Consider the following 22,232-nt stretch of genomic DNA (forward strand, 5'->3'; position numbering starts at 1 on the left):
GTGCGACCCTGGGTGACGTGGCGGAAGGGCGTTCGCGAGAACGGAAGGCGGGTCCGAGGTGACGACCAGCCGGGCGTGGCGCCTGCTGAGCCGGGTCACCGCCGGGATCCCGGAACAGGCCGACCCGGTGACCCACGTCTCCGAACAGCCCGCCCGGGAGGCCCGCCACGCCGAGTGGCCCTCTTGGGCCGGCGAAGACGTGGTGGCCGCGCTGCGATCGTCCGGGCTGGAACGACCGTGGACGCACCAGATCGAAGCCGCCTCGCTCGCGGCCTCCGGGCGTCACGTGGTGATCTCGACGGGAACGGCTTCCGGCAAGTCCCTGGGCTATCAGCTGCCCGTGCTTTCCACGCTTGCCGCCGACCATCGGGCCTGCGCGCTCTACCTTTCACCGACCAAGGCGCTCGGAGCCGACCAACTCCGCACGGTCACCGCGCTGGACCTGCCGGATATCCGGGCGGCCTCCTACGACGGCGATACGCCGATGGCGGAACGGGACTGGGTGCGGGCCCACGCCCGCTGGGTGTTCACCAACCCGGACATGCTGCATCGGGGCATCCTCGCCGCGCATGCCCGGTGGGCCCGGTTCTTCCGCAAACTCGACTACGTGGTGGTCGACGAATGCCACAGCTACCGCGGCGTGTTCGGCTCACATGTGGCTCTGCTGCTGCGGAGACTGCAGCGGGTCGCGCGGCACTATGGGGCGTCCCCCACCTTCGTGCTGGCGTCGGCGACCACGGCCGAGCCTGCCGAGTTCGCCGCCCGGCTCACCGGCGAGGAATGCGTGGCCGTGACCGAGGACGCCTCGCCCCGTGGCGCTCGGGTCGTGGCGTTGTGGGAACCACCGCTGCTGGACGATCTCTCCGGCGAGAACGGGGCACCGGTGCGGCGGTCGGCCGGGGCCGAAGCCGGACGGATCCTGGCCGAACTCGTCATCGAGGGCGCCCGGTCGCTGGTCTTCGTGCGTTCACGCCGCGGAGCGGAGCTCACCGCGTTGAGTGCCCGCCGCATCCTGTCGGAAGTGGACTCGGCGCTGGGGACTCAGGTCGCGGCCTACCGAGCCGGGTACCTGCCCGAGGAGCGGCGGGAGCTGGAACGTGCCCTGCTCAAGGGCGAACTCCTCGGCGTCGCCTCGACGAACGCGCTCGAACTCGGCGTGGACATCGCCGGGCTCGACGCGGTGGTGCTGGCCGGTTATCCGGGCACGCTCGCCTCGTTCTGGCAGCAGGCCGGGCGTGCGGGCCGTGCGGCGGAAAACGCGCTGGTCGTCTTCGTGGCCAGGGACGATCCGCTGGACACGTACCTGGTGCATCACCCGGAGGCGATTCTCGACCGTCCCGTCGAGACGGCAGTCCTGGATCCGGCGAATCCCTATGTCCTCGCGCCGCAACTGGCCTGCGCGGCGGCTGAGCTGCCGCTCACCGCGTCCGAACTCCTCGCCTTCGGCGGACCGGCGGCGCGGGAGGTGCTCGATGCGCTCGTCGCCGACAAGATGCTGCGCAGGCGGCCCAGTGGGTGGTACTGGACCTCGCGCGACCGGCCGCAGTACGACGTGGACATCCGGGGTTCCGGGGGCGAGCAGATCGCCGTCGTCGAGGCGGACACCTCTCGTCTGCTGGGCACGGTCGACCCCGGTTCGGCGTGCTCGACCGTGCACCCCGGGGCCGTCTACCTGCATCAGGGCTCGTCGTACGTCGTCGACGAGCTGGACCTGGAGTCCGGGATAGCACTCGTGCACGCCGAGGACCCGGACTGGACGACCTCGCCTCGCGAGGTGGCCGACATCGCCGTCCTCCATACCCATGAGCGGGTCGAATACGGTGGAGTGACCGTGTGTCTCGGCGATGTGGCCGTCAGTTCCCAGGTCGTCGGATACCTGCGGCGGCGGCCATCGGGGGAAATCCTGGACCAGGCGGCGCTGGACCTCCCGGAGCAGAAGCTGGAAACCCGGGCCGTGTGGTACACGGTTTCCGCCGAGCTTCTGGAATCAAGCAGGACACCGGGGGGCGCCGGACTGGATCCGGCGCGCCACCCCGGCGCCCTGCATGCCGCCGAGCACGCGGCGATCGGCTTGCTCCCGCTGTTCGCTACGTGCGACCGCTGGGACATCGGCGGGGTTTCGACCGCGCTGCACTCGGACACCGGGGAGGCGACGGTGTTCGTGCATGATGGCCATCCCGGGGGTGCGGGATTCGCCGATCGCGGTTTTGCCGCATTGGTCCCTTGGCTGGCCGCTACGCGGGAGGCGATCATCTCCTGCGAGTGCCCGGCAGGGTGCCCGTCCTGTGTGCAGTCACCGAAATGCGGGAACGGTAACGATCCACTGGACAAGGCGGGGGCGGTGGCCGTACTGGACACCGTGCTCGGGGCGGTGCGTCTCCACGGCACCCGGCACGACCACGTGGTTCACGCCGCGGCGGATGCCGCGACGAACTGCTGACCGGCCACCTCCCTGTTCTCGGCCTGTTCGAGAGCACGGATGAGCACCATGTGCACGGCGTCCGCGGCCGGCAGGCGCCAGCCCCAGACATCCGGCTTGACGCGCCAGTGCACGACGCCGTGCTGGTAGGGGGTCGGCGGCAGCGGAACCCAGCTGCCCTCGCCATGCCAGCGCACTTCACTGCTGGCGGCCAGCCGCTCGGGAAGGCTGTCGGTCACGGTGGTCAAAAACAGCCAGCGACCGTCCGGGGTCGCCACGATCGGCGCGGGGTGCCCGGTCGCCCTGAGCAGACGCGCGGCGCGCTTGCCGAGTTCGTCGCCGACCTCGATGGCGTCAAGCGTCTTGCCGGTCGCGACGAGCAGGCTGTAGGGCTGGGTCCACCATTCGGCGACCTCGTTCGGGTGCGCGCCGAGCCGGTCGGCCCAGTCGCTGTGCACCGGAACGGGTCCCGTCCAGTTCCCGTGGCCGTTCTCCGGCCCGGTCGGAAACGTGCCAGGCAGCACCGGCCAGCCGTGGCAGGCGAGCCCGATCGCCTCCGCACGGAGCTCGATGCGGAACGCGCCCCGCCAGCTGTCCGACCAATCCGTGTCCAACATCAGTTAACAACTCCTCGTTCACTCCACCGCTCGCGGTGGCTCCTGATCTCACTAAACGGCACGGCACGAAACGCCGATAGTGTCCGCTCGACAACCGGCCGCTACGGAACGACGAGCAACAACGGCGCACCGTCCGGCTGAATCCCGCTCGGCGACGGACGGACGACGAGGGGTGTATCGAGGTCCGCTCGCGCGCACGTGACGAGAACCACAACTTTTCCTTGCGCCGTAAAGGTTTTGTTCCCTGTCGAAGGCCATCGGCGCGAGGCGGCACCGACCGTTCGGCGCGCGTGAACGACCGTCCGTCCGTGCCGGTGTCAGGTTCGGGATCGCGGCGGTCTTGACCTGCTCGTCGTGCCTCATCGCGTCCTCCCCTGGCTTGCCGGGGTCCCGCGAGAAACCGGCCCGGCCCGGGCGTGCGCCGAGGCGACACCCAGACCGGCCGGCGCGGCGGCTTCCACCTCGATGAGGGCGTCCCATCCATCAAGCCGGCAGGTCACCAGGCGTACCGCCGCCTTCGTGGCAATCGAATTCGCACGCTCACATGCGACTTCTCCGCCACGAGCGGCGCCACCGGCCGCGGCGAGCGCGGCAAGATCCGCCGTGTCCGCCGCGCGCTGCCGGGTCACCATCACGGAGCCGAGGGAGAACAACACCGTGGCAACGGCAAGCAGAGCCGCCATCGCGATCGCGGCCCACACCGTCGCCGCCCCGGAATCATCCGTTCGCATCGGCCACCCCGGGCTCCAGCATCGCGTGAGCCTCCGCCCGCAGCCGAACTCCGGGCAGCAGGCCGCCCACCGGTTCGGCACGGACCTCGACCCGGACGTCCTCGCCTTCGGTCTCGACAACGAGTCGTGCGCCGTTCGGCGCCATCTGCTCGACCGCTCGCTCGGCCAGCGCGCGCTGGCCTCTGGCGATCAGCCGCGCGGCTTCTCTGGCCGCGTCGGCGCATCGGAACTGCCCGGCGAAGACCAGGACACCACCGAGAAGCAGCCCGAACACCACGGTCAGGGCGCAGAGGACGATCGCCGCCTCAACCGTGACCGCCCCACGTTCCGACGCTCTCGCCCACCGGCCGGGAGGTCGTCCTCCGGGACATGCCCGAACGGAGACCGCACTGACCCTCTCGACTTGCTCGGACATCGCACGACTCGAGTACGGAGTCAGAACGAGACCGTGAGCGCGCGCTGCACGAGCGACGTCAATCCGGAGACGATCGAATCGCTGGTGAGGATGGCGTAGAGGAGCGCCGCGAAAGCCGCGGCGGCGACCGTGCCGACGGCGTATTCCGCGGTACTCATTCCCGCGTCCTCCCAGCCTCGGAAGCGGTCCGGGCTTCTCGTGCTCATACCTAGCCGTCGTCGGGACGTCGTGGCCGCGGAGCCCGGCGTCACCTGTCGTCTCGGCCGGCGGCGGGCGGCCAACGGCCCCGCTGTGGTCTGCCGAAGCATCATCGAGATTCCTTTCGCTGATCCACTGTGGACTGTTCATGACATGGGCAGGTGTCCGGCGAGCCCGATGACGACGGGTGCCACACCCAGACAGAGGAAGGCCGGGAGAAAGCACAGTCCGAGCGGCCCGGCGATCAGCACGGAGGCGCGCTGGGCCTTCGCCTCGGCACGGTCGGCCGAGGCCGACCTGAGTTCACTGGCCAACTCGTCCGCGACCTCGGCAAGAACACTTCCCGATCGGGCGGTGTGCCGCGCGGCCCGGGCGAGCTTCGTGGTACCCGGGCACGCACCAGCTGCCGCCCACGCCCGACCCGGCTCGGCACCGAGCGTGAGAAGTCCGGCTGCCGCTCTGAGCGCGTCCGCTTCCGGTCCGCCCACGTCCTCGACGACCGCGAGAATCGCGGACGGCACCGGCAGCCCGGCGCGCAGGCAGGCGGCCAGAAGGTCCCAGGTGGCCGCGAGCCGGGGGAAGCCGGCTCGCGACCTTCGCCGGGCTCGAGCGGGGAATCTCCACCGCGGGCGCCGGCGGCCCTGGGCAAACAGGCGCTCCAATCGATTGCCGGCGACTGAAGGTCCCGGAAAGACCAGCAAGGCCAGCGCGGCGAGTGCGACGGCTCCGCTCGCGCCGCTCATAGCGACGGTCCTGGGTTGGTGAGGCGCGCGCTCCACACGACACCGCCGAGAACGAGCCCGCTTCCGACAACCATGAGCGACCGGCCGATCGGGGTGCCGGTGAGGACGTGAATGCCGCCGGCGCCCATCGCCTCCCCCAGCAGAAGTCCCAGCGCGGGAAGGACCGCGAGCACGGCCGCGCTCGCACGCGCTCCCGCCATACCGGCATTGATCCTGTTCGCGGAACGCGCCGCCGCCACGATGTCCCGCCGGACCGCGTCGAGTAGATCGGCCAGAGGCAGGCCATGCCTGCGGCTCAACGACCATGCCTTCGCGATGGCGTGGTGGTCCGGCGATGACGCGTCGGCTTGATGGACCGGGAGATCCCCGCCGAGACGAGCCGTGACGGCAAGCGTTTTCATCGTGGCCGCCGCACGACCGGAAGCCTCCGCCGCCGCGCACTCCGCGGCCGCGACGGTTGTCGCTCCGGCTCGGAGGCCGGCCACCATTGTCCGGATCGCTTCCGCCATCGCGTGCGCGTCGGCCGCCCGTTCCTTGATGCGGCGGGAACCACGCCGATGGCACAAGACCGCCGCGACCAACAAGCCGACCGCGAGCGAAACAACAGGTCCAAACAAGACGACGGTGATCAACGAGCCGGCCGCGAAAAGCGCTTCACGACGGAGGCGCGGGCGGCCGACGACTCGCTTACGCGGGCTTCTCGGAGGGTTTAGCGCCGATGCCCTCGCGGCGGCCCGACGAGGAGCCGGCCAAGCGAGCAGTGCCGCGGTTGCGCACAGGAGGCCGCCAGGATGGACGACATTCACCATGGCGCGGTCACCCCGCGTTGTTCAAGCAGGGCCGAGAGAACGACGCGCCGTTTCGTCCAGACGCCGTCCTCCCATACCGGCATCACCCGCGCCTCGCCATGGTCGTCACGGCTGAGTACGCCAACCTCCGCCAGCTTCCGCCTCTGTCCGGAACGGCGCATGTGCAACACGACCTGTACCGCCGCGGCAAGCTGGCTGTGCAACGCCGCACGGGACAGTCCGCCCAAAGCCGCGAGAGCCTCCAGGCGCGCCGGCACTTCACGGGGTGAGTTGGCGTGCAGCGTGCAGGCGCCACCGTCGTGACCGGTGTTGAGTGCGTTCAGCAATTCGCAGACCTCTCGGCCACGGGCCTCGCCCACCACCAACCGGTCAGGGCGCATCCGGAGCGCCTGCCGCACGAGATCCCGGAGAGTGACTTCCCCCGCGCCCTCGACATTCGGCGGCCGGGTGACGAGGCGGACGAACTGTGGATGGGAAGGCTGCAACTCTCCGACGTCCTCGACGGCGACGATCCGCTCGGTCGCCGAGACAGTGCCGAGCATGGCGGAGAGCAACGTGCTCTTGCCCGCTCCCGTGCCACCCGTGACCAGGAAGGCGAGCCGGGCGGCCACAACGGCCTCGACGAGTTCCGCGCCGTTGTCGTCGAAGGTGTCCAGCCTGCGCAGGGCCCGCAGGTCGTGCACGGCCGGTCGCAGCACGCGCAACGAGATACAGGTGCCGTCGGCGGCGAGCGGCGGGAGCACGGCGTGCAGCCGCACCCGCCCCTGCGGCCCGGCATCGGAAAGCCATCCGTCGACGTAGGGTTGCGCGTCGTCGAGCCGGCGCCCCGCGGCCGATGCGAGCCGTTGCGCCAGCCGCCGGACGGCCTCCTCGTCACTGAACCGCAAGCCGCTGCGGCGCAACCCGTCCCTGCCGTCCACCCACACCTGGTCCGGCGCGGTGACAAGGACATCGGTGACGCCCGGCTCCGCCAGCAACGGTTCCAATGGCCCGGCACCGGTGAACTCCTGCCGCAACACGCGCAGCGCCTGCAGTACTTCGGCATGTCCCACCGGGCCTCCTGCCTCAGCGCGCACCGCCTCGGCCACGGTCGCCGGATCCGTTCGGGAACCGTTTCCCGCCAAGCGAAGGCGGACTCGCTCGACCAGGTCCGTACTCATGCCCCCGATGCCGTTCATGCCACGGCCTCGGCCTTGTCGAGCGCGGCTCGCGCCTCGGCCACGACCAGCTGCGCCGCGGTGATCAACGGCCCCCTCGATCGCGGTTCGAACCGGCCGTTCTCCACTGCCTTGTCGAGCAGGCGTTCGGGCGCCATCGACGTCATCAGCGGGATCCCGACGACCCGTGCGGCCTGCTCGGGGTCGAGGCCGCCGGGAGCGGGCCCCCGCACGATGAGCCGGATCCGCCGGCATCGATCGGAAAGCCTGCCCGCCACTCGTTTGGCCGCCGCGCATGCTCGAACCTCCGCGGGCACCACCAGCACCACCAGGTCGGCTCGGTCCAGCACGACCCCGGCTTCCGGGCCGAGATGACGGGGCAGATCGCAGACCACGACGGCACCGCCTCGCCGCCCGGCTTCGACCACGGAAGCGATCGCCTCGGGACTGGGCCCGTTCCCCTCGCGGTCGCAGGAGACGAAGGGCAGGCGTACACCCCCGCATCGGTGTTCCGGCAGCGCGCCGGCGAGCGCCGGAAGCGAAATCCGGCCACCACCGACGAGAACTCCGGGCCAGCGCAGGCCTTGGTCGAGCTCGGCGCCCAGCAACAGATCGAGGCCACCGCCGAGCTGGTCGCAGTCGACGAGCAAGGCGTCCCCCTGTTTGGCCGCCACCACGCCGATGGTGGCGGCGAGCAGCGACGCACCGGCGCCACCACGCCCGCCGACGACCCCGATGACGCACCCGCCCGGCGTTCCTGGGCCCTCGGCTATGTCGGCCAGGGCGCCGACCAGAGCCGGCTCGCCGTCGGGCAGCGTGATCACCTTCTCGACGCCTGATTCGAAGGCACGCCGCCAGGTCGCTGGAGCGGGAGCCCCCTTGGTGACCAAGAAGATCCCCGCCCGAAAAGGCAGCTCACCGTCGAGGGCCGTTTCGTCGAGAAGTACGAGCGGGGCACGCGCCCAGTGATCGGCGGCCTCGACGAGGTCGGAGGCACGCTGGATTTCACAGCCGACGGCCGCGGCGAGGCGCAGGATCTCGTCGAAGAGTGTCTCGTCGTCGGCGACGACGAGCGGACGGTCGTGAGTCATCTCGAACCCCCGGAAACGGTTGGTGCGGTGGAATTCGGCTTGGCTTCACCGTCGCGTGTACCGCCGGGGACGAACAAGAATGGGTTGGGAGGGCTGTGGACAAGTGGGGTGGTGTGGACAACTCCGGCCTTTTCGGTCCAGGACAACCCGAAGTGTCGGAGGGGGATGACACAATCCGCGCCCGCGCGCTGTCGCTCACGGCCGGGCGGGAGACGTGCGGAAATGGAGCGACCCCCGTCAGGGGGGAGGGACGGGGGTCGCGAGGGTTCAGTCCCGGGGGGTCGGACTGAACCGGGCCGGTGGTGCACCGGGTCCGCTTACTGTAGCCCGCATTTACACGTTTCCGGGCACGCCGTGAAGCCCACAATTCGGTAACGAATAGGCAATCGATTTCCGGTCACCGATTTTCGTTCTCCCGCATCCGTTTGTGTCCGGCTCACCGTCGTGTCCGGCCGGAGCTTCTATCCTGTACGGGTGGCAGAACCCAGTGACTCGCCGGCGGGACCCGGCCCCGGCGTCGCGGCCTTCTTCGACCTCGACAAGACCATCATCGCGTCGTCGAGCGCGCTCGCCTTCAGCAAGCCGATGCTGCGGCACGGCCTGATCAGCAGGCGTGCCGCGCTGAAAAGCGCCTACGCGCAACTCGTGTTCTCGCTTTCCGGGGCGGACGAGGACCGCACCGAGCGAATGCGGGCCGAGATCTCGGCACTGTGCACCGGATGGGATGTGGAACAGGTCCGCGCCATCGTCAATGAAACGTTGCACGACATCGTCGACCCCCTCGTCTACGCGGAGGCCGCCGAACTCATCGCCTCCCACAAGGCGCGCGGGCACGACGTCATCGTGCTTTCGGCCGCGGGCGAAGAGGTGGTGACGCCGATAGCCGGACTGCTGGGCGTCACGCACAGCGTCGCCACCCGGATGGAAATCGTCGACGGGCGGTACTCGGGCCAGGTCGACTTCTACTGCTACGGAGCGCAGAAGTCGGTCGCGGCCAAGCAACTGGCCGTCGACAACGGCTATGATCTTTCCTCCTGCTTCGCCTATACCGACTCCAGTACGGACATCCCTTTGCTCGAGACGGTCGGCCACCCACACGCGGTCAACCCGGACCGGGCACTGCGGCGGCTTTCCCTGGAACGCGGCTGGCCCGTGCTGACCTTCACGAACCCGGTTTCGTTACGCAGCCGCATTCCCGCACCGTCGGCGACCGCGCTCGCGGTCGGGGTCGGCCTCGGTGCGATGGCGGCGGGAATGACCTGGTACAGCCTGTCGCGCCGCAGGCGTGACCCACAAGCCTAGTCCCTTCGCGCCCCCGGAACCGCTGGTCAAGGTCTCTGTACCGGTGCACCCGGCAGGTCCTCTTGAAGAGACGCGGATCACTGAGTAGAAAAAATATGCGGACATCCTGTCGGCCAGGGATGGGGCGAAGATAAGCCCCGATCCACCCCGGAAGGATCTCCGTGCGCGGACTCCGGGCACCCACGCGCAGCACGCCGCGGGAGGCTTGTCGTCTAGGGACTGCGTACCGGGACGCCGGACGCCGAGTCCAGGTAGGTACGACACGAGTTGCACGCTTGGTCACCTGAGCGGTCCGCGCGGGCGGGCGCGGCCGGCATCGCCGGCGGCGCCCGCGCACGTCTGGTGGGTCTTCGCTCCTTATCGGTCAAAAGGCATAGCCCGAACGGCATACGAGCGTTGACCTCGCGAATCACGAGTGAGTAGCTTCCCCGTTGCGGGCCGGTCCAGGTGGAAATTTCCAGCCTGGCCGGCCGCGAGGGGAGGCACGCGTGCATTCGAGGAAACCATCGCGGAAGGGACGGCCCAGCCATGTTCTCGCCGCGACCGTCAGCGGACTGATTGTCATGACCGGCTTCAACGCCGCGAACGCGGCCCAGGCCGTGTCCCGGGCCCAGGCCGACGACATGCCCACTGCGTGGGCGATGCGGACGCTTCGCGGCATGAGCCTCGAGCAGAAGGTCGGACAGCTCTTCGTCGCCGACGTCTGGGGGAAATCCGCGGACGAGGCCAACCCCGGCAACCGGACGAAGTACGGGGTCGACACGCCCGCGCAGGTGGTCGCGAAGTACCAGCCGGGCGGTGTCATCTACTTCAACAACTCAACCACCGACAACATCGACGATCCCGCTCAGGTCGCGCATCTGTCGAACGGGCTGCAACGAGCGTCCCTGAGCAGCGGGCCGCGCCTGCCCCTGATCATCTCGACCGACCAGGAGGGTGGGCGGGTCACCCGCATCGGCGCACCGGCCACCGAGTATCCGGCGAGCATGGCCCTCGGCGCGGGCCGCAGCGCCGACGACGCCCGGCGGCTCGCCGCGGTCAACGGGCACGAGCTGCGCGCGATGGGCATCACCCAGGACTTCGCGCCGGACGCCGACGTCAATTCCAACCCCCTGAACCCGATCATCGGGTCACGATCGTTCTCGGCGGACCCCGCACTGGCCGGGCGGCTCGTCGCCGCCGAAATCGACGGCTACCAGAACTCCGGGCCCGCGACCAGGACGGTTTCCTCGGCAGCCAAGCATTTTCCCGGTCACGGTGACGCGGCGACCGACAGCCACACGGGCCTCCCGGTGATCAACCGGACGGAACAGCAGTGGCGCCAGGTCGACCTGCCACCGTTCCAGGCCGCCATCCGGGCGGGCATCGACGTGATCATGACCGCGCACATCACCGTGCCGAGCCTGGACCCCTCCGGGGAGCCGGCGACCCTGTCGAAGCCGATCATCACCGGCATCCTGCGGGACGAACTGCGCTACGACGGCGTGGTCGTCACCGACTCGCTGCAAATGGCGGGGGTACGGCAGATGCATCCCGATTCGGAGATCCCCGTGCTCGCGCTGGAAGCGGGCGTGGACCAGATGCTCATGCCGCCGGACCTCGGTGTCGCCGTGAACGGCGTGCTCGAGGCGGTGAAGAACGGCCGGATCAGCGAGCAGCGCATCGACACCAGCGTCGCGCGCATCCTCAAACTCAAGTTCAGGCGAGGTCTCCTGGACCGGCCGCTGGTCGACGAGGCCGCGGTCGGCCACGAGGTCGGGACGCCCGATCATCTCGGGTGGATCCAGGCCATCACCGACCGGACCACGACAGTGCTGCGTAACGACGCCCGGCTTCTGCCGCTACGCGACACCGGCGGCATCCTGGTCACCGGTTGGAACAACCCGGACTACCCCGGTTATCCGGCCGAGCCGGTCGCCATCCTCGCGGCAAGGCTCGGCGGCACCGCGATGCCCACCGGCGCGAACCCTGACACAGCTTTGATCGGCAAAGTGAGCGCGGCCGCGGCGAAGGCGAGCACGGTGATCGTCCTGACCAACGGACTGCGGACCGCCGAGACCCAGCGCGACCTGGTGAACGCGCTGCTCCGCACCGGTAAGCCGGTCGTCGCGGTTGCGGTCCAGGAACCCTACGACCCTGGCTACGCGGACGTGCCCACCTGGGTGGCCACCTATGACTGGCGGAACGTGACCATGAACGCGCTCGCCAAGGTGCTGACCGGAAAGGTCTCCCCGCGGGGGAAGCTGCCGGTCGCCATCCCCGCCGGGGACGGCGGATCCGGCGTTCTGTATCCGTTCGGCACGGGGCTGACATGGTGACCCGTCGCGTCTTCCTGACCACCGCGGCCCTCGCACCTCCCCTTCTCACCGGCGGGTCCGCGCTCGCCTCGGAACCTGTGGCGAAGGTCGTCGCCGGTGCGGACGTGCTGGCCGCGCGGGGCTGGCGTGAGCTGTCGGGGCGCAAGGTCGGTGTGCTCTCCAACCCGACCGGGGTGCTCGCGAACCTCGACCACATCGTGGATTCGATGGTCACGGCCGGCGTACGCCCGGTCGCGGCCTTCGGACCCGAACACGGCTTCCGGGGCAGCGCGCAGGCCGGCGGCTCCGAAGGCGACTATGCCGATCCACGCACCGGCATCGCGGTCTACGACGCCTACGGCGCCAGTGCCGACAAACTGGCGTCGATGTTCACGAAGGCCGGCGTCGAGACGGTCGTGTTCGACATCGCCGACGTGGGCGCTCGCTTCTACACCTACATCTGGACGATGTACACGGCGATGAGCGCGGCGGCCCGGGCCGGGACGGAATTTCTCGTGCTGGATCGGCCCAATCCCGTCGGCGGCGCGGCAGCCGGCCCTCTGCTCGATCCCGCCTTCGCTTCCGGGGTGGGGCTGGTGCCCATCGTCCAGCAGCACGGCATGACCGCCGGCGAACTCGCGCGCTTCTTCGCGGGCGAGTTCATCGGCCCGGTGCAGGTGAACGTGGTACCGGTACTGGGCTGGCGACGGGAAACGTTCTTCGCGGACACCGGCCTCACCTGGACTCCGCCCAGTCCGAACATGCCCACGCCCGGCACCGCCTTGGTGTATCCGGGCCTGTGCATGTTCGAGGGCACGGTGTTTTCGGAGGGCCGCGGTACCACCCGGCCCTTCGAAACCGTCGGCGCGCCGGGTGTGGACTGGCGATGGCGGGACGCGCTGTCCTCGCTCAGGCTGCCGGGAGTCGAGTTCCGGGAGACCTACTTCGTGCCCACCTTCGGCAAGTTCGTCAACCAGACCTGTGGTGGGGTCCAGGTGGTCGTCACCGACGCACGGACCTTCGATGCCATCGGCACCGCGGTGGCGATGTTCGTGACCGCGAAACGCCTCTACCCGGCCCTGTTCGGCTGGCGGCCGGACAACTGGATCGACAAACTCACCGGTTCGGCCCGGCTCCGAACCATGATCGACGAAGGGGCCGGCGTCCACGAGATCACCGCCTCGTGGCAGCCCGAGGCGGAGGCGTTCACCGCCAAACGCAGGCCGTACCTGCTCTACCGGTGAAACGGGAAGATCGTGCGAATCGTCGGCGCGGTGGTCATGATTCTCCTCGTGGTCTTCAGCAGCACGGGGGCGAGCGCCATCGCCGGGCAACAGCAGTCGTGGGCCGGCCGGTTCGACCGGCCGCAACCCGGCTTCGCGCCCACGTCCACAACGCTCCGTGAAGCTCAGCCGGACAAGGTCGGCCTCGATCCAGCGCCGATCCTGGACGCGGAGCGCTTCCTCTCGAACTGGACCCGCGACGACCCGGTAACCGGCCATCCGCACTTCTCCGGAGCGGTCGGCCTGCTCGTGCACGACGGCGCGATCGTCGACCGCTACGCGGTGGGCGGCGCGGTGCGTTACGCCGACGCGGCCGGCACGGAGCTGCCGCCCGACCGCCAGGTGCCCATGCGCGACGACACCATTTTCGATCTGGCCTCGATCACCAAGCTGTTCACCTCGATCGCGGTCATGCAACTGGTGGAGGAAGGCAGCGCTGACCTCGACGCCCCGGTCGCGCGCTACCTGCCCGAGTTCGCCGCCGAAGGCAAGCAGGACGTCACGCTGCGCCAACTGCTCACCCACACCTCCGGCCTCGACGCGGACCCGGTCCCACCGCTGTGGCAGGGCTACCCCGATATCCCCGCGCGCCGGCAGGCGGTTCTGCACAGCGCGTTGAAGAATTCTCCAGGCAGCACGTATTTGTACTCCGATATCAATTTGATGACGCTTGGGTTTCTGATCGAACACCTCACTGGCAAAACTTTGGATCAGGTGGTTCGCGAAAAGATCACAACTCCACTCGGTATGGCCGACACCGGCTTCAATCCGCCTGCCACGAAACTCGACCGGATCGCGGCCACCGAGGACGAGGCGAGCCCACCACGCGGAATGCTGCGCGGACAGGTCCACGACGAGAACGCCTGGGCGCTGGGCGGAGTGGCCGGGCACGCGGGGATCTTCTCGACTGCGGGCGATCTGGCGCTGCTGAGCCAGGCCATCCTCAACGGAGGGGCATACCGGGGGGCACGAATCCTTTGCCCGGAGACGGTCCAGCAGATGATCAGCGACAACAACACCGCCCACCCTGGTCAGGCACACGGGCTGGGGTTCGAGCTGGACCAGATGTTCTACATGGGCGGCCTGTCGTCGCCGGCGACCGCGGGCCACACCGGTTTCACCGGCACCAGCCTGGTGATCGACTTCAGGTCCCGGTCGATCGCCGTCCTGCTGACCAACCGGGTCCATCCCACCCGCGCCTGGGGTTCGATCAATCTCGCTCGCGAGAAGTGGTCGACCGCGCTGGCGCGAGCTTTGGCCGTGCGTCCCGTCCGAGGGGCGGACGCCTGGTTCAGCACCATCGGCGACGACTCCACAGCAACCTTGACCACTCGGTCACTGAACCCACACGGTCCGCTCACGGTGCGATTCGCCGCGTTCGTCGAAACCGAAGCAAGCGACCCGCTTGTGGTGGAGATGAACACCGGTGGCGACTGGCGACCGCTGCCCGTACGGGCACTGGGACCGGGCGCGCCGGAGGGCGCGGTGACCGAGTTGAGCGGACATGGGCACCGCGCCTGGTGGAATGTGACGGTCGAAGTACCCGCGGCCACTCAGGTGATTCTCCGATGGCGCTACCGCACCGACAGCCGGTATACCGGACGAGGCCTTTGCGTCGACGGTGTCCGAGTAACCAGCTACAACGCGCTTCTGGTGGACTCTGAACGCGACCCTTCGTCACTCAGTGCAATCGCATGGACCCTGAGAAGTCGCTAACGCGAAGATATTTTTTGGCCACACGCGTCATATCATCCAGTGCTGTGCACTCATTAGCACTGGAGCACGACTCGGGCTACCGACAAACGTCGGCTGTTTCGGGAACCCCAGCAAGTTGCCAAGTCGTTAACTAGTAGACGTTAACAATACTGACTGGTTGGCGACTTTCTGGGCAACTGAGTCAGCGCAGCTCGGACGTGCAGGGGCGTACGAGTTGTGATCATCCCGGAGGATGTGGATAGCCTTGTCTCAAATGCCAGCGGTTAGAAACTTTCCGACGGCCGCAGAGCCCGGATCCGTCACCGCTTCAACACAGTCCGAAACCGTTTCCCCAGGTCGCGAGTCCGAAGCGAGTCCGCTCGTGCGCATTCGGTCACTTCTGCCCGGGCTTGCCCGCGCCGAGCAGCGAGTGGCCAAGGTCGTGCTCGACGACCCGTCATCCGTCGCCCGTCGCAGCATCACCGAGGTCGCGCTCGCCGCGAACACCAGCGAGACCACGGTGACCCGGTTCTGCAAGGCCGTCGGCGTCGGCGGCTACCCACAGTTACGGATCGCGCTCGCAGCGGACACCGCACGGTCCGAAGCGAGATCGACGCGCAACATCGGTGGCGAAATCAGCGTCAGCGACGATCTGGCCGCCGTGGTCGGCAAGGTGAGTTTCGCCGACGCCCGTGCCGTCGAGGAGACCGCCGACCAGATCGACATCCCGACCCTGCAACGGGTCATCGACCTGCTTTCCGAAGCCGGCCGGGTCGACGTGTACGGCGTGGGCGCGAGCGCGTTCGTCGCGGCCGATCTCCAGCAGAAGCTGCACCGCATCGGTCGGGTGTGCTTCGCCTGGTCGGACACGCACATCATGCTGACCTCGGCGGCCGTGCTCCGCGAAGGTGACGTGGCGATCGGCGTGTCCCACACCGGCGCGACCACCGACACCGTCGAGGCGTTGCGCGTGGCCCGTGAGCACGGCGCGACCACGGTGGCGTTGACCAACTTCCCGCGTTCGCCGGTCACGGAGGTGGCCGACTACGTCCTCACCACGGCGGCGCGCGAGACCACTTTCCGCTCCGGAGCGACGGCGAGCCGGATCGCCCAGCTGACCGTGATCGACTGCCTCTTCATCGGAGTCGCGCAGCGTCATATGGAAGCCTCTTCCCAAGCTCTCGACGCCACCCGCGAAGCGGTGGGTGGTCACCGGATGGGTGTCCGCCCGGACGGACGGCGGCGCCCCAGGGAGACCGGAAAGTGAGTTCGCCGAGTTGAAATGAGGCGTTGATGACGGTGCCGCACCAGGTAGTGCACGTCGATTCCCCGACCGAGCAGCGCAATCCCCGGACCATCGAGATCGACCGTATGTCGACGCTCGGCATTCTCGGCCTGATCAACGCCGAGGACCACCGGGTGCCGGAGGCGGTGGGCGAGGTGCTGCCGAGACTGGCCGAAGCGGTCGACTTCGCGGTGGAAGCGCTGCGTGGCGGGCATCGCGTGCACTACGTCGGTGCGGGCACCTCCGGACGGCTCGCCGTTCTCGACGCCGCCGAACTGATACCGACGTTCAACGTGCCGCCTGATTGGTTCGTGGCTCACCACGCGGGCGGCGACCGCGCACTGCGCGAGCCGGTCGAGAACGTCGAGGACGACGCGAAGACCGGCGCGGCGGAGCTGGCCGGGGCGGTGAGGCCGGGCGACTTCGTCCTCGGCCTGACCGCGTCCGGCCGGACGCCGTTCGTACTGGGCGCGTTGCACGCGGCCAGCCTGGGCGGCGCCCGGACCGGCCTGGTTTCGGGCAACCCGCACGCGACCCGGCCGCCCGGCGTCGACGTGCTCATTCCGGTGGACACCGGCGCCGAGGCGATCGCCGGGTCCACCCGGATGAAGGCGGGCACGGCCCAGAAGATCGTCCTCACCGCGTTCTCGACGGCGACGATGATCAAACTCGGGCGCACGTATTCCAACCTCATGGTCAGCGTCCGCGCGACGAACGCGAAGTTGCGCGGCCGGACGCTGCGCATCCTGCACGAGGCGACCGGGGCGAGCGAAGACGCGTGCGCCACCGCGCTGGCCGAGTGCGACGGCGACCTCAAGGTCGCACTCGTGCACATGTTGTGTGGCGTGGAACCGGCCACGGCGACGACACTGCTGACAGCCAGTGGCGGCCATGTGCGGGAAGCCCTCAGCGCCAGCGCCTGCACGCCCTGACCCGACGGCCCTCAGGCGGTCGCTTCGGCGATCCCCCGTGCTTCCCGCGCGCCCTTCTGCAGGGCAGCGCAACAGAACAGCAGCCAGTCGCGCACACCGGAAGCTTGGCCGGAAGCGAACGCGGCGGCCGTTTCACGATAACGGCTCACCTCGCGGAGGTAGGCGACTTCGGGCACGGTCAGCGATTTCGGGTCCGCACCCGTGGCGACCAGGGTCAACCGAGCCGCCGCACGGGCGAGCACGCCGTCGGCTGAGCCGAACGGCGCGAGCGCAAGCAGTTCCCCGTGCACGACGGAAGCGAGCATCACTCCCGAGACCGAGGTCGCACCGGTGACCAGTTGAGCGAGCATCTCCAGCCGTGGTGCCGTCCCCGGCCGGGGGCGGCCGAGCATGTCCCGGTCGTCGGTGAGATCAGCCGCGGCGAGCACATGCATCCGCGCGAGCGCCTGCCGCGGCGCCCGCCGCCAGGTCGGCAGTAGGGACTCCGACGCCTGGGCCACCCGCAGCGCCCCGGCGAGAACCGGGTCGGTGACGGACGCGTCGGCGGGAATCCCCGGGTCGGCACCGTCGATCGCGGCGGACGCACGGGCGGCCCGTACGGACGCCTCGGCGGCCGTCGCCGAGGCACCGCGCAGGTTCGCCGGATGCCGGTGCACCGCGAACACCGCCTCCTGTGCCGCTTGGACGGCCGAAGAGACGTCCTCGAGTTCAAGGAGTGGAGCGAGCACATCGGTCATGGCCGTACCACCGGACCCTGGCTCGACCACGGGAAGTCGATCCACTTGTCGGTTCGCCGCCACACATATTCACAGCGGACCTCGCTACGCGGCTTTTCATAGAGCACCGCGCACCGTACCTCGGCGACGTGATCGGCGCAGAAATCACGGACCAACAGGAGTGTCGCCCCGGTGTCGGCGACGTCGTCGGCGATCAGCACCCTGGCACCGGTGAGGTCGACCGCGTTGGGGACCGGCGGCAGCATCACGGGTAGGTCCAGTCGCTGGTCCACACCGGTATAGAACTCGACGTTCACCACGTGCAGGTTTTTGACGTCCAGTGCGTAACCGAGGGCACCAGCAACGAACAGGCCGCCTCGGGCGATAGAAAAGATCAGATCCGGCTGGTAGCCGTCCGCGGTCACCGCCGCGGCCAGTTCCCGGCCGGCCGAACCGAACGCATCCCAGGTCAGCTCTTCCCGTTCGCCCACGCCACCTCCAACGACGACGACATGGGGGCGAGCATATGGGGGGAGAAATCGGGTCGTTCACACGCCCACAACCGCTGTGACCTGGCGTTACCGTTACACCATATGAGCGGACTTGATGCACACTTTCGCAGCAAGCACTAACGTCGATACGGTGCATGCGGCGTCAGCCAGGAGTGACATGACATCAGGAGGCCGTGCACTATGACAGAGCAGTCCCCAGCACTGCAAAACCTGCTCACGGAAAACCGGACATTTCCGCCGGACGCGGATTTTTCGGCTCAGGCCAACGCCAAAGCCGATATGTACGACAAGGCTGATTCCGACCGCGAGGCGTTTTGGGCGGAGCAGGCCGAGCGCCTCCACTGGGACACCAAGTGGACCCAGGTGGTCGACTGGTCGAACGCTCCCTTCGCGAAGTGGTTCGTCGGCGGCAAGCTCAACGTCGCCTACAACTGTGTCGATCGGCATGTCGAGGCCGGTTTCGGGGACCAGGTCGCCATCCACTGGGTCGGCGAGCCCGGTGACACCCGTGACATCACGTACGCGGAACTGAAAGACGAGGTCTGCCGCGCCGCGAACGCGTTGCTCTCCCTCGGGGTGCGCCCGCACGACCGCGTCGCGATCCAGTTGCAGATGATTCCCGAGGCGATCTTCGCGATGCTCGCCTGCGCCCGGATCGGCGCGATGCACAGCGTGGTCTTCGGCGGGTTCTCGCCGACCGCGCTGCGGTCACGGGTGGACGACGCCGAAGCCAAGATCGTGATCACCTCCGACGGCCAGTACCGGCGCGGCAAGGCCGCTCCGATGAAGGCCAACGTCGACGAGGCCCTGGAGGGGGCCGAGTCGGTGGAGAAGGTGATCGTGGTGCGCCGGACCGGCGACGACGTGCCCTGGAAGGAAGACCGGGACCTGTGGTGGCACGAACTGACCGGAGCGCAGTCCACCGAGCACAAGCCGGAAGCGTTCGACTCCGAGCACCCGCTCTACATCCTCTACACCTCCGGCACGACCGGTAAGCCCAAGGGCATCCTGCACACCTCCGGCGGCTACCTGACCCAGGTCGCCTACACCCACCAGAATGTCTTCGACCACAAACCGGGCGAGGACGTCTACTGGTGCACCGCCGACATCGGCTGGGTCACCGGGCACTCCTACATCGTCTACGGCCCGCTGGCCAACCGCGCCACCCAGGTCGTCTACGAAGGCACGCCGAACACTCCTCACGAGGGCCGGCACTGGGAGATCATCCAGCAGCACAAGGTTTCGATCTACTACACCGCCCCCACGCTCATCCGCACGTTCATGAAGTGGGGCGACGAGATCCCGGCCAAGTACGACCTGTCCAGCCTGCGCGTGCTGGGCAGCGTCGGCGAGCCGATCAACCCGGAGGCCTGGGTCTGGTACCGGGAGCACATCGGCGGCGGCCGGACTCCCGTGGTGGACACCTGGTGGCAGACCGAAACCGGCGGCATCATGATCTCGCCGCTGCCCGGGGTCACCGCCACGAAGCCCGGTTCGGCTCAGCGGCCGTTGCCCGGCATTTCCGCCAAGGTGGTCGATGACAGCGGGAACGAGGTGCCCCACGGCGGTGGCGGGTACCTGGTGCTGGACAAGCCGTGGCCGTCGATGCTGCGGGGGGTCTGGGGCGACGACGAGCGGTTCAAGGAAACCTACTGGTCTCGATTCTCCAGCCAGGGCTACTACTTCGCCGGCGACGGAGCCAAGTACGACAACGACGGCGACATCTGGCTCCTGGGACGGGTCGACGACGTCATGAACGTCTCCGGCCACCGGATCTCCACCACCGAGGTCGAATCGGCCCTCGTCTCCCACCCGACGGTCGCGGAGGCCGCGGTGGTCGGCGCGAGCGACCCGACCACCGGCCAGGGGATCGTCGCGTTCGTCATCCTCCGCGGCAGCGCGGCCGACGGCGGCGAGCAGGCCGTGCAGGAGCTGCGGAACCACGTGGCCAAGGAGATCGGACCGATCGCCAAGCCGCGCCAGATCATGATGGTGCCCGAACTGCCCAAGACGCGGTCCGGGAAGATCATGCGGCGCCTGCTGCGTGACGTGGCCGAAAACCGCCAGGTCGGCGACGTGACCACGCTCGCCGACTCGAGTGTGATGGAGCTGATCTCGGCGGGTCTGAAGTCCGGCAAGGCCGAGGACTGACCGGCCGGAAACCACAAGGCCCTCGGAAGCGTCCGGACGCTTCCGAGGGCCTTGTTACCAATCCGACTGAAAGTAGGCGGATACTCATCCGCGGCCGATCTGCTTACGGCATCCGTTTCCGCCGTGGCTGCCGTCGGATTGGTAACGAACGGCACAGCAGTTCTCTTCCGGCCTGATCAGCCGGTGACGTCGAGGTGCGCCTTCACCGGGGTCGGTGCGGGGGCCTTGCCGTTCACGACCGGTACGACCGAGGTGGGCTGGCTGCTGGAGGTGCCGGTGGTGGGGGAGGAAGCTTCCTCGTTGCAGGTGCAGGAGGCGAGGTCGAGCTTCTGGATGCCGTCGACGTCGATCGAGATCGCGGTGACCGTGACCGATCCGTCCTTGTTGGTGACCTGCTTGTTCAGCGTGACCGACGCCAGGCCGGGCACTGCCACCTTGGTGTTCGGCGCCGTCCCGACGCCCAGCTTGTGGTCGCCGAGGGCCGCCCTCGCCAGCGTCGAGGAATGGTTGCCGTGCCCGCACCGCGCTTCGATCGCCGAGGCGGTCAGCACGGGCTTGCCCGCACCCAGGCCGATCTTGAGGTCGCCGATGCTCGCCCGCGACTGACCGGAACCGGCGCGCGCGTTCAGCGCCTTCAGTTCGGCCAGTGCCTGCGGCAGTTTGAGGTCCGCGAGGGACTCCTCGGAAAAGCCTTGAGCGTCGGTCACGGAAGGCCGCGGGTCGACCTTCAGCAGCCCGGTGCCGGAAATCGCGTAAGCCGAGAAGCCACCGGAGTGCTTCATATCGGTGGCATCGGCCACGGGCGCCAGGACGATACCAGCCACGAGCGCCGCCGACAGCACGCTCACACCGCCGGCGAGCGCCTTCTTTCTGTTCAAGGATCTTACCTTTCCATTGGTTGTGCCGAAATTGCGCGAGAAAAGCTCGACTCAGGTGATGTTCACGATGGTGCCGAGCGGGACCTTGACGAGCTGATCGAGCGCGTCCTTGGGCACCCGGATACATCCATCGCTGTTGGCCTTGCCGACAGAGCTGTCGTTGGGCCAGGTGTGCAGACCGACCGTTCCGGGTCCACCGCCGAAGGTCTCCAGCGAATTCGAGTGGTAGCTCAGCGGGAGAACGATCGGGCTGTAGGTGTTCTTCGTCTCCTCGATCGAGGCGATGATATACGCCCTTCCCGAAGGAGTCGGATGTTCGGCCTTCCCGGTGCCGATCGTCCATTTTCCGATGGACTTCCCGCCGGAGAGGATCTCCAGTTTGAAGGACGCCCGGTCGACGTTGATGGCGTAGTCGTTCTGCGCCGTCTCGAAGTCGTCGGAGGTGAGGTGCACCCACCCTGCCGACGCGTTGGGCCTTGTTGGCAGCAGAATCTCGGCCCATCCGTCCTTTTCGGACACGACCGGAACCCAGGCCGGCGATCCCATCTGGATCGCCGGAAGTTTCGCGATCGCGTTGCCGCCAGGACTGGCGTAGACGACCGCTTCGTTCTTCGGGTGAATTACCTTACCTGCCATCGCTCCCGCATTCGGCTGCGGGTCCGACGGCGCGCCGTCGATGGTGCCGAAGGTATCGGCTTCCGGCAGTTTTGTCAGATCTTCCTGATTTACCGCTACTGGCGCTATGCCAGTATTCGAATCGCTCCCGGAGGAGCACGCCCCGGCGGCCAGGACTAGAACCGCCATTCCGGCCGCTGAAAACAGCCGCGTCGACTTTATCCGCATCTACCACAATCCTCAGGACAACTCAGGACAAGATTTCCCAGGTTCGTGTCCCCCGAGACACGCGGTGCCCAGGCGTAGTGCTAACGCTTGGTCATCATGGGCCGACCCGGGTAAATGAGGCATTTACCGAGATCGACGCCGATTGCCCGATGCCCTCG

At 68.3% G+C, this 22,232-nt stretch carries 20 protein-coding genes; 8 read left to right on the plus strand and 12 right to left on the minus strand.

Annotation, left to right across the window (positions count from 1 at the left end; genetic code table 11):
• Positions 1–58 precede the first annotated feature (58 nt).
• Positions 59–2,440 (plus strand): DEAD/DEAH box helicase, encoded by a 2,382-nt coding sequence (locus ACFSXZ_RS14725; RefSeq protein ID WP_378265457.1) that lies wholly within the window; start codon positions 59–61, stop codon positions 2,438–2,440.
• On the opposite strand, the gene ACFSXZ_RS14730 is transcribed toward ACFSXZ_RS14725, so the two are convergent.
• The 8 genes from ACFSXZ_RS14730 to ssd form a co-directional block, all read right to left on the minus strand.
• Entirely contained in the window at positions 2,407–3,036 is a 630-nt protein-coding gene (locus ACFSXZ_RS14730) for a bifunctional DNA primase/polymerase (RefSeq protein WP_378265459.1), read from the minus strand. The two genes, ACFSXZ_RS14725 and ACFSXZ_RS14730, sit on opposite strands and share 34 nt — an antisense overlap.
• Positions 3,037–3,395: 359 nt before the next feature.
• Positions 3,396–3,767, minus strand: a complete 372-nt coding sequence (locus ACFSXZ_RS14735) for an Rv3654c family TadE-like protein (RefSeq protein ID WP_378265461.1) — start codon at positions 3,765–3,767, stop codon at positions 3,396–3,398.
• Positions 3,754–4,182, minus strand: coding sequence for a TadE family type IV pilus minor pilin (locus tag ACFSXZ_RS14740; protein ID WP_378265463.1), 429 nt, complete (start codon positions 4,180–4,182; stop codon positions 3,754–3,756). Before ACFSXZ_RS14740 ends, ACFSXZ_RS14735 begins: the two co-directional genes overlap by 14 nt.
• 20 nt (positions 4,183–4,202) lie before the next feature.
• Positions 4,203–4,340: a DUF4244 domain-containing protein gene (locus tag ACFSXZ_RS14745; RefSeq protein ID WP_378265465.1), complete on the minus strand. Its 138-nt coding sequence runs from the start codon at positions 4,338–4,340 to the stop codon at positions 4,203–4,205.
• A 186-nt stretch (positions 4,341–4,526) separates the two neighbouring features.
• Complete coding sequence (locus ACFSXZ_RS14750) at positions 4,527–5,123, minus strand: type II secretion system F family protein (protein ID WP_378265467.1); 597 nt, start codon at positions 5,121–5,123, stop codon at positions 4,527–4,529.
• Positions 5,120–5,740, minus strand: coding sequence for a type II secretion system F family protein (locus tag ACFSXZ_RS14755; protein ID WP_378265469.1), 621 nt, complete (start codon positions 5,738–5,740; stop codon positions 5,120–5,122). Before ACFSXZ_RS14755 ends, ACFSXZ_RS14750 begins: the two co-directional genes overlap by 4 nt.
• A 185-nt stretch (positions 5,741–5,925) precedes the next feature.
• Positions 5,926–7,092 carry a TadA family conjugal transfer-associated ATPase gene (locus tag ACFSXZ_RS14760; RefSeq protein ID WP_378265471.1) on the minus strand — a complete coding sequence of 389 codons (1,167 nt, stop codon included), beginning with the start codon at positions 7,090–7,092 and terminating at the stop codon, positions 5,926–5,928.
• Positions 7,093–7,106: 14 nt separating this feature from the next.
• Complete coding sequence (ssd, locus tag ACFSXZ_RS14765) at positions 7,107–8,180, minus strand: septum site-determining protein Ssd (protein ID WP_378265473.1); 1,074 nt, start codon at positions 8,178–8,180, stop codon at positions 7,107–7,109.
• A 474-nt stretch (positions 8,181–8,654) separates the two neighbouring features.
• Here ssd and ACFSXZ_RS14770 point away from each other — a divergent pair, with 474 nt between their 5' ends.
• The 6 genes from ACFSXZ_RS14770 (at position 8,655) to ACFSXZ_RS14795 (ending at position 16,974) form a co-directional block, all read left to right on the plus strand.
• Positions 8,655–9,482 (plus strand): HAD family hydrolase, encoded by an 828-nt coding sequence (locus ACFSXZ_RS14770; RefSeq protein WP_378265475.1) that lies wholly within the window; start codon positions 8,655–8,657, stop codon positions 9,480–9,482.
• Between the two features lie 563 nt (positions 9,483–10,045).
• Positions 10,046–11,800: a glycoside hydrolase family 3 protein gene (locus ACFSXZ_RS14775; RefSeq protein ID WP_378265477.1), complete on the plus strand. Its 1,755-nt coding sequence runs from the start codon at positions 10,046–10,048 to the stop codon at positions 11,798–11,800.
• Positions 11,794–13,023, plus strand: a complete 1,230-nt coding sequence (locus ACFSXZ_RS14780) for an exo-beta-N-acetylmuramidase NamZ family protein (protein ID WP_378265479.1) — start codon at positions 11,794–11,796, stop codon at positions 13,021–13,023. Before ACFSXZ_RS14775 ends, ACFSXZ_RS14780 begins: the two co-directional genes overlap by 7 nt.
• Positions 13,024–13,059: 36 nt before the next feature.
• A complete protein-coding gene (locus tag ACFSXZ_RS14785; RefSeq protein WP_378266458.1) occupies positions 13,060–14,778 on the plus strand; it encodes a serine hydrolase in 1,719 nt (572 codons plus the stop codon).
• 253 nt (positions 14,779–15,031) lie between these two features.
• Positions 15,032–16,024 (plus strand): MurR/RpiR family transcriptional regulator, encoded by a 993-nt coding sequence (locus tag ACFSXZ_RS14790; protein ID WP_378265481.1) that lies wholly within the window; start codon positions 15,032–15,034, stop codon positions 16,022–16,024.
• A gap of 23 nt (positions 16,025–16,047) precedes the next feature.
• A complete protein-coding gene (locus ACFSXZ_RS14795; protein ID WP_378265483.1) occupies positions 16,048–16,974 on the plus strand; it encodes an N-acetylmuramic acid 6-phosphate etherase in 927 nt (308 codons plus the stop codon).
• Between the two features lie 11 nt (positions 16,975–16,985).
• Here the strand turns inward: ACFSXZ_RS14795 and ACFSXZ_RS14800 are convergent, their stop codons facing one another.
• Together ACFSXZ_RS14800 and ACFSXZ_RS14805 are read right to left on the minus strand one after the other, a co-directional pair.
• On the minus strand, positions 16,986–17,711 hold the full coding sequence (locus tag ACFSXZ_RS14800) for an oxidoreductase (RefSeq protein ID WP_378265484.1): 726 nt from the start codon (positions 17,709–17,711) through the stop codon (positions 16,986–16,988).
• Positions 17,708–18,181, minus strand: coding sequence for a phosphoribosyltransferase (locus ACFSXZ_RS14805; RefSeq protein WP_378265486.1), 474 nt, complete (start codon positions 18,179–18,181; stop codon positions 17,708–17,710). The genes ACFSXZ_RS14800 and ACFSXZ_RS14805 overlap by 4 nt, the downstream gene beginning before the upstream one ends.
• A 201-nt stretch (positions 18,182–18,382) precedes the next feature.
• Here ACFSXZ_RS14805 and acs point away from each other — a divergent pair, with 201 nt between their 5' ends.
• Positions 18,383–20,353, plus strand: coding sequence for an acetate--CoA ligase (acs, locus tag ACFSXZ_RS14810; RefSeq protein WP_378265488.1), 1,971 nt, complete (start codon positions 18,383–18,385; stop codon positions 20,351–20,353).
• Positions 20,354–20,529: 176 nt separating this feature from the next.
• On the opposite strand, the gene ACFSXZ_RS14815 is transcribed toward acs, so the two are convergent.
• Both ACFSXZ_RS14815 and ACFSXZ_RS14820 read right to left on the minus strand, forming a co-directional pair.
• The gene (locus tag ACFSXZ_RS14815) at positions 20,530–21,231 is read right to left on the minus strand and encodes a choice-of-anchor P family protein (RefSeq protein ID WP_378265490.1); all 702 of its coding nucleotides are present in this window, start codon (positions 21,229–21,231) and stop codon (positions 20,530–20,532) included.
• Positions 21,232–21,282: 51 nt separating this feature from the next.
• The gene (locus ACFSXZ_RS14820) at positions 21,283–22,074 is read right to left on the minus strand and encodes a L,D-transpeptidase (protein WP_378265492.1); all 792 of its coding nucleotides are present in this window, start codon (positions 22,072–22,074) and stop codon (positions 21,283–21,285) included.
• Positions 22,075–22,232 lie beyond the last annotated feature (158 nt).

Source organism: Amycolatopsis pigmentata (assembly GCF_042684065.1).
GTDB classification, from domain to species: Bacteria; Actinomycetota; Actinomycetes; order Mycobacteriales; family Pseudonocardiaceae; genus Amycolatopsis_E; species Amycolatopsis_E pigmentata.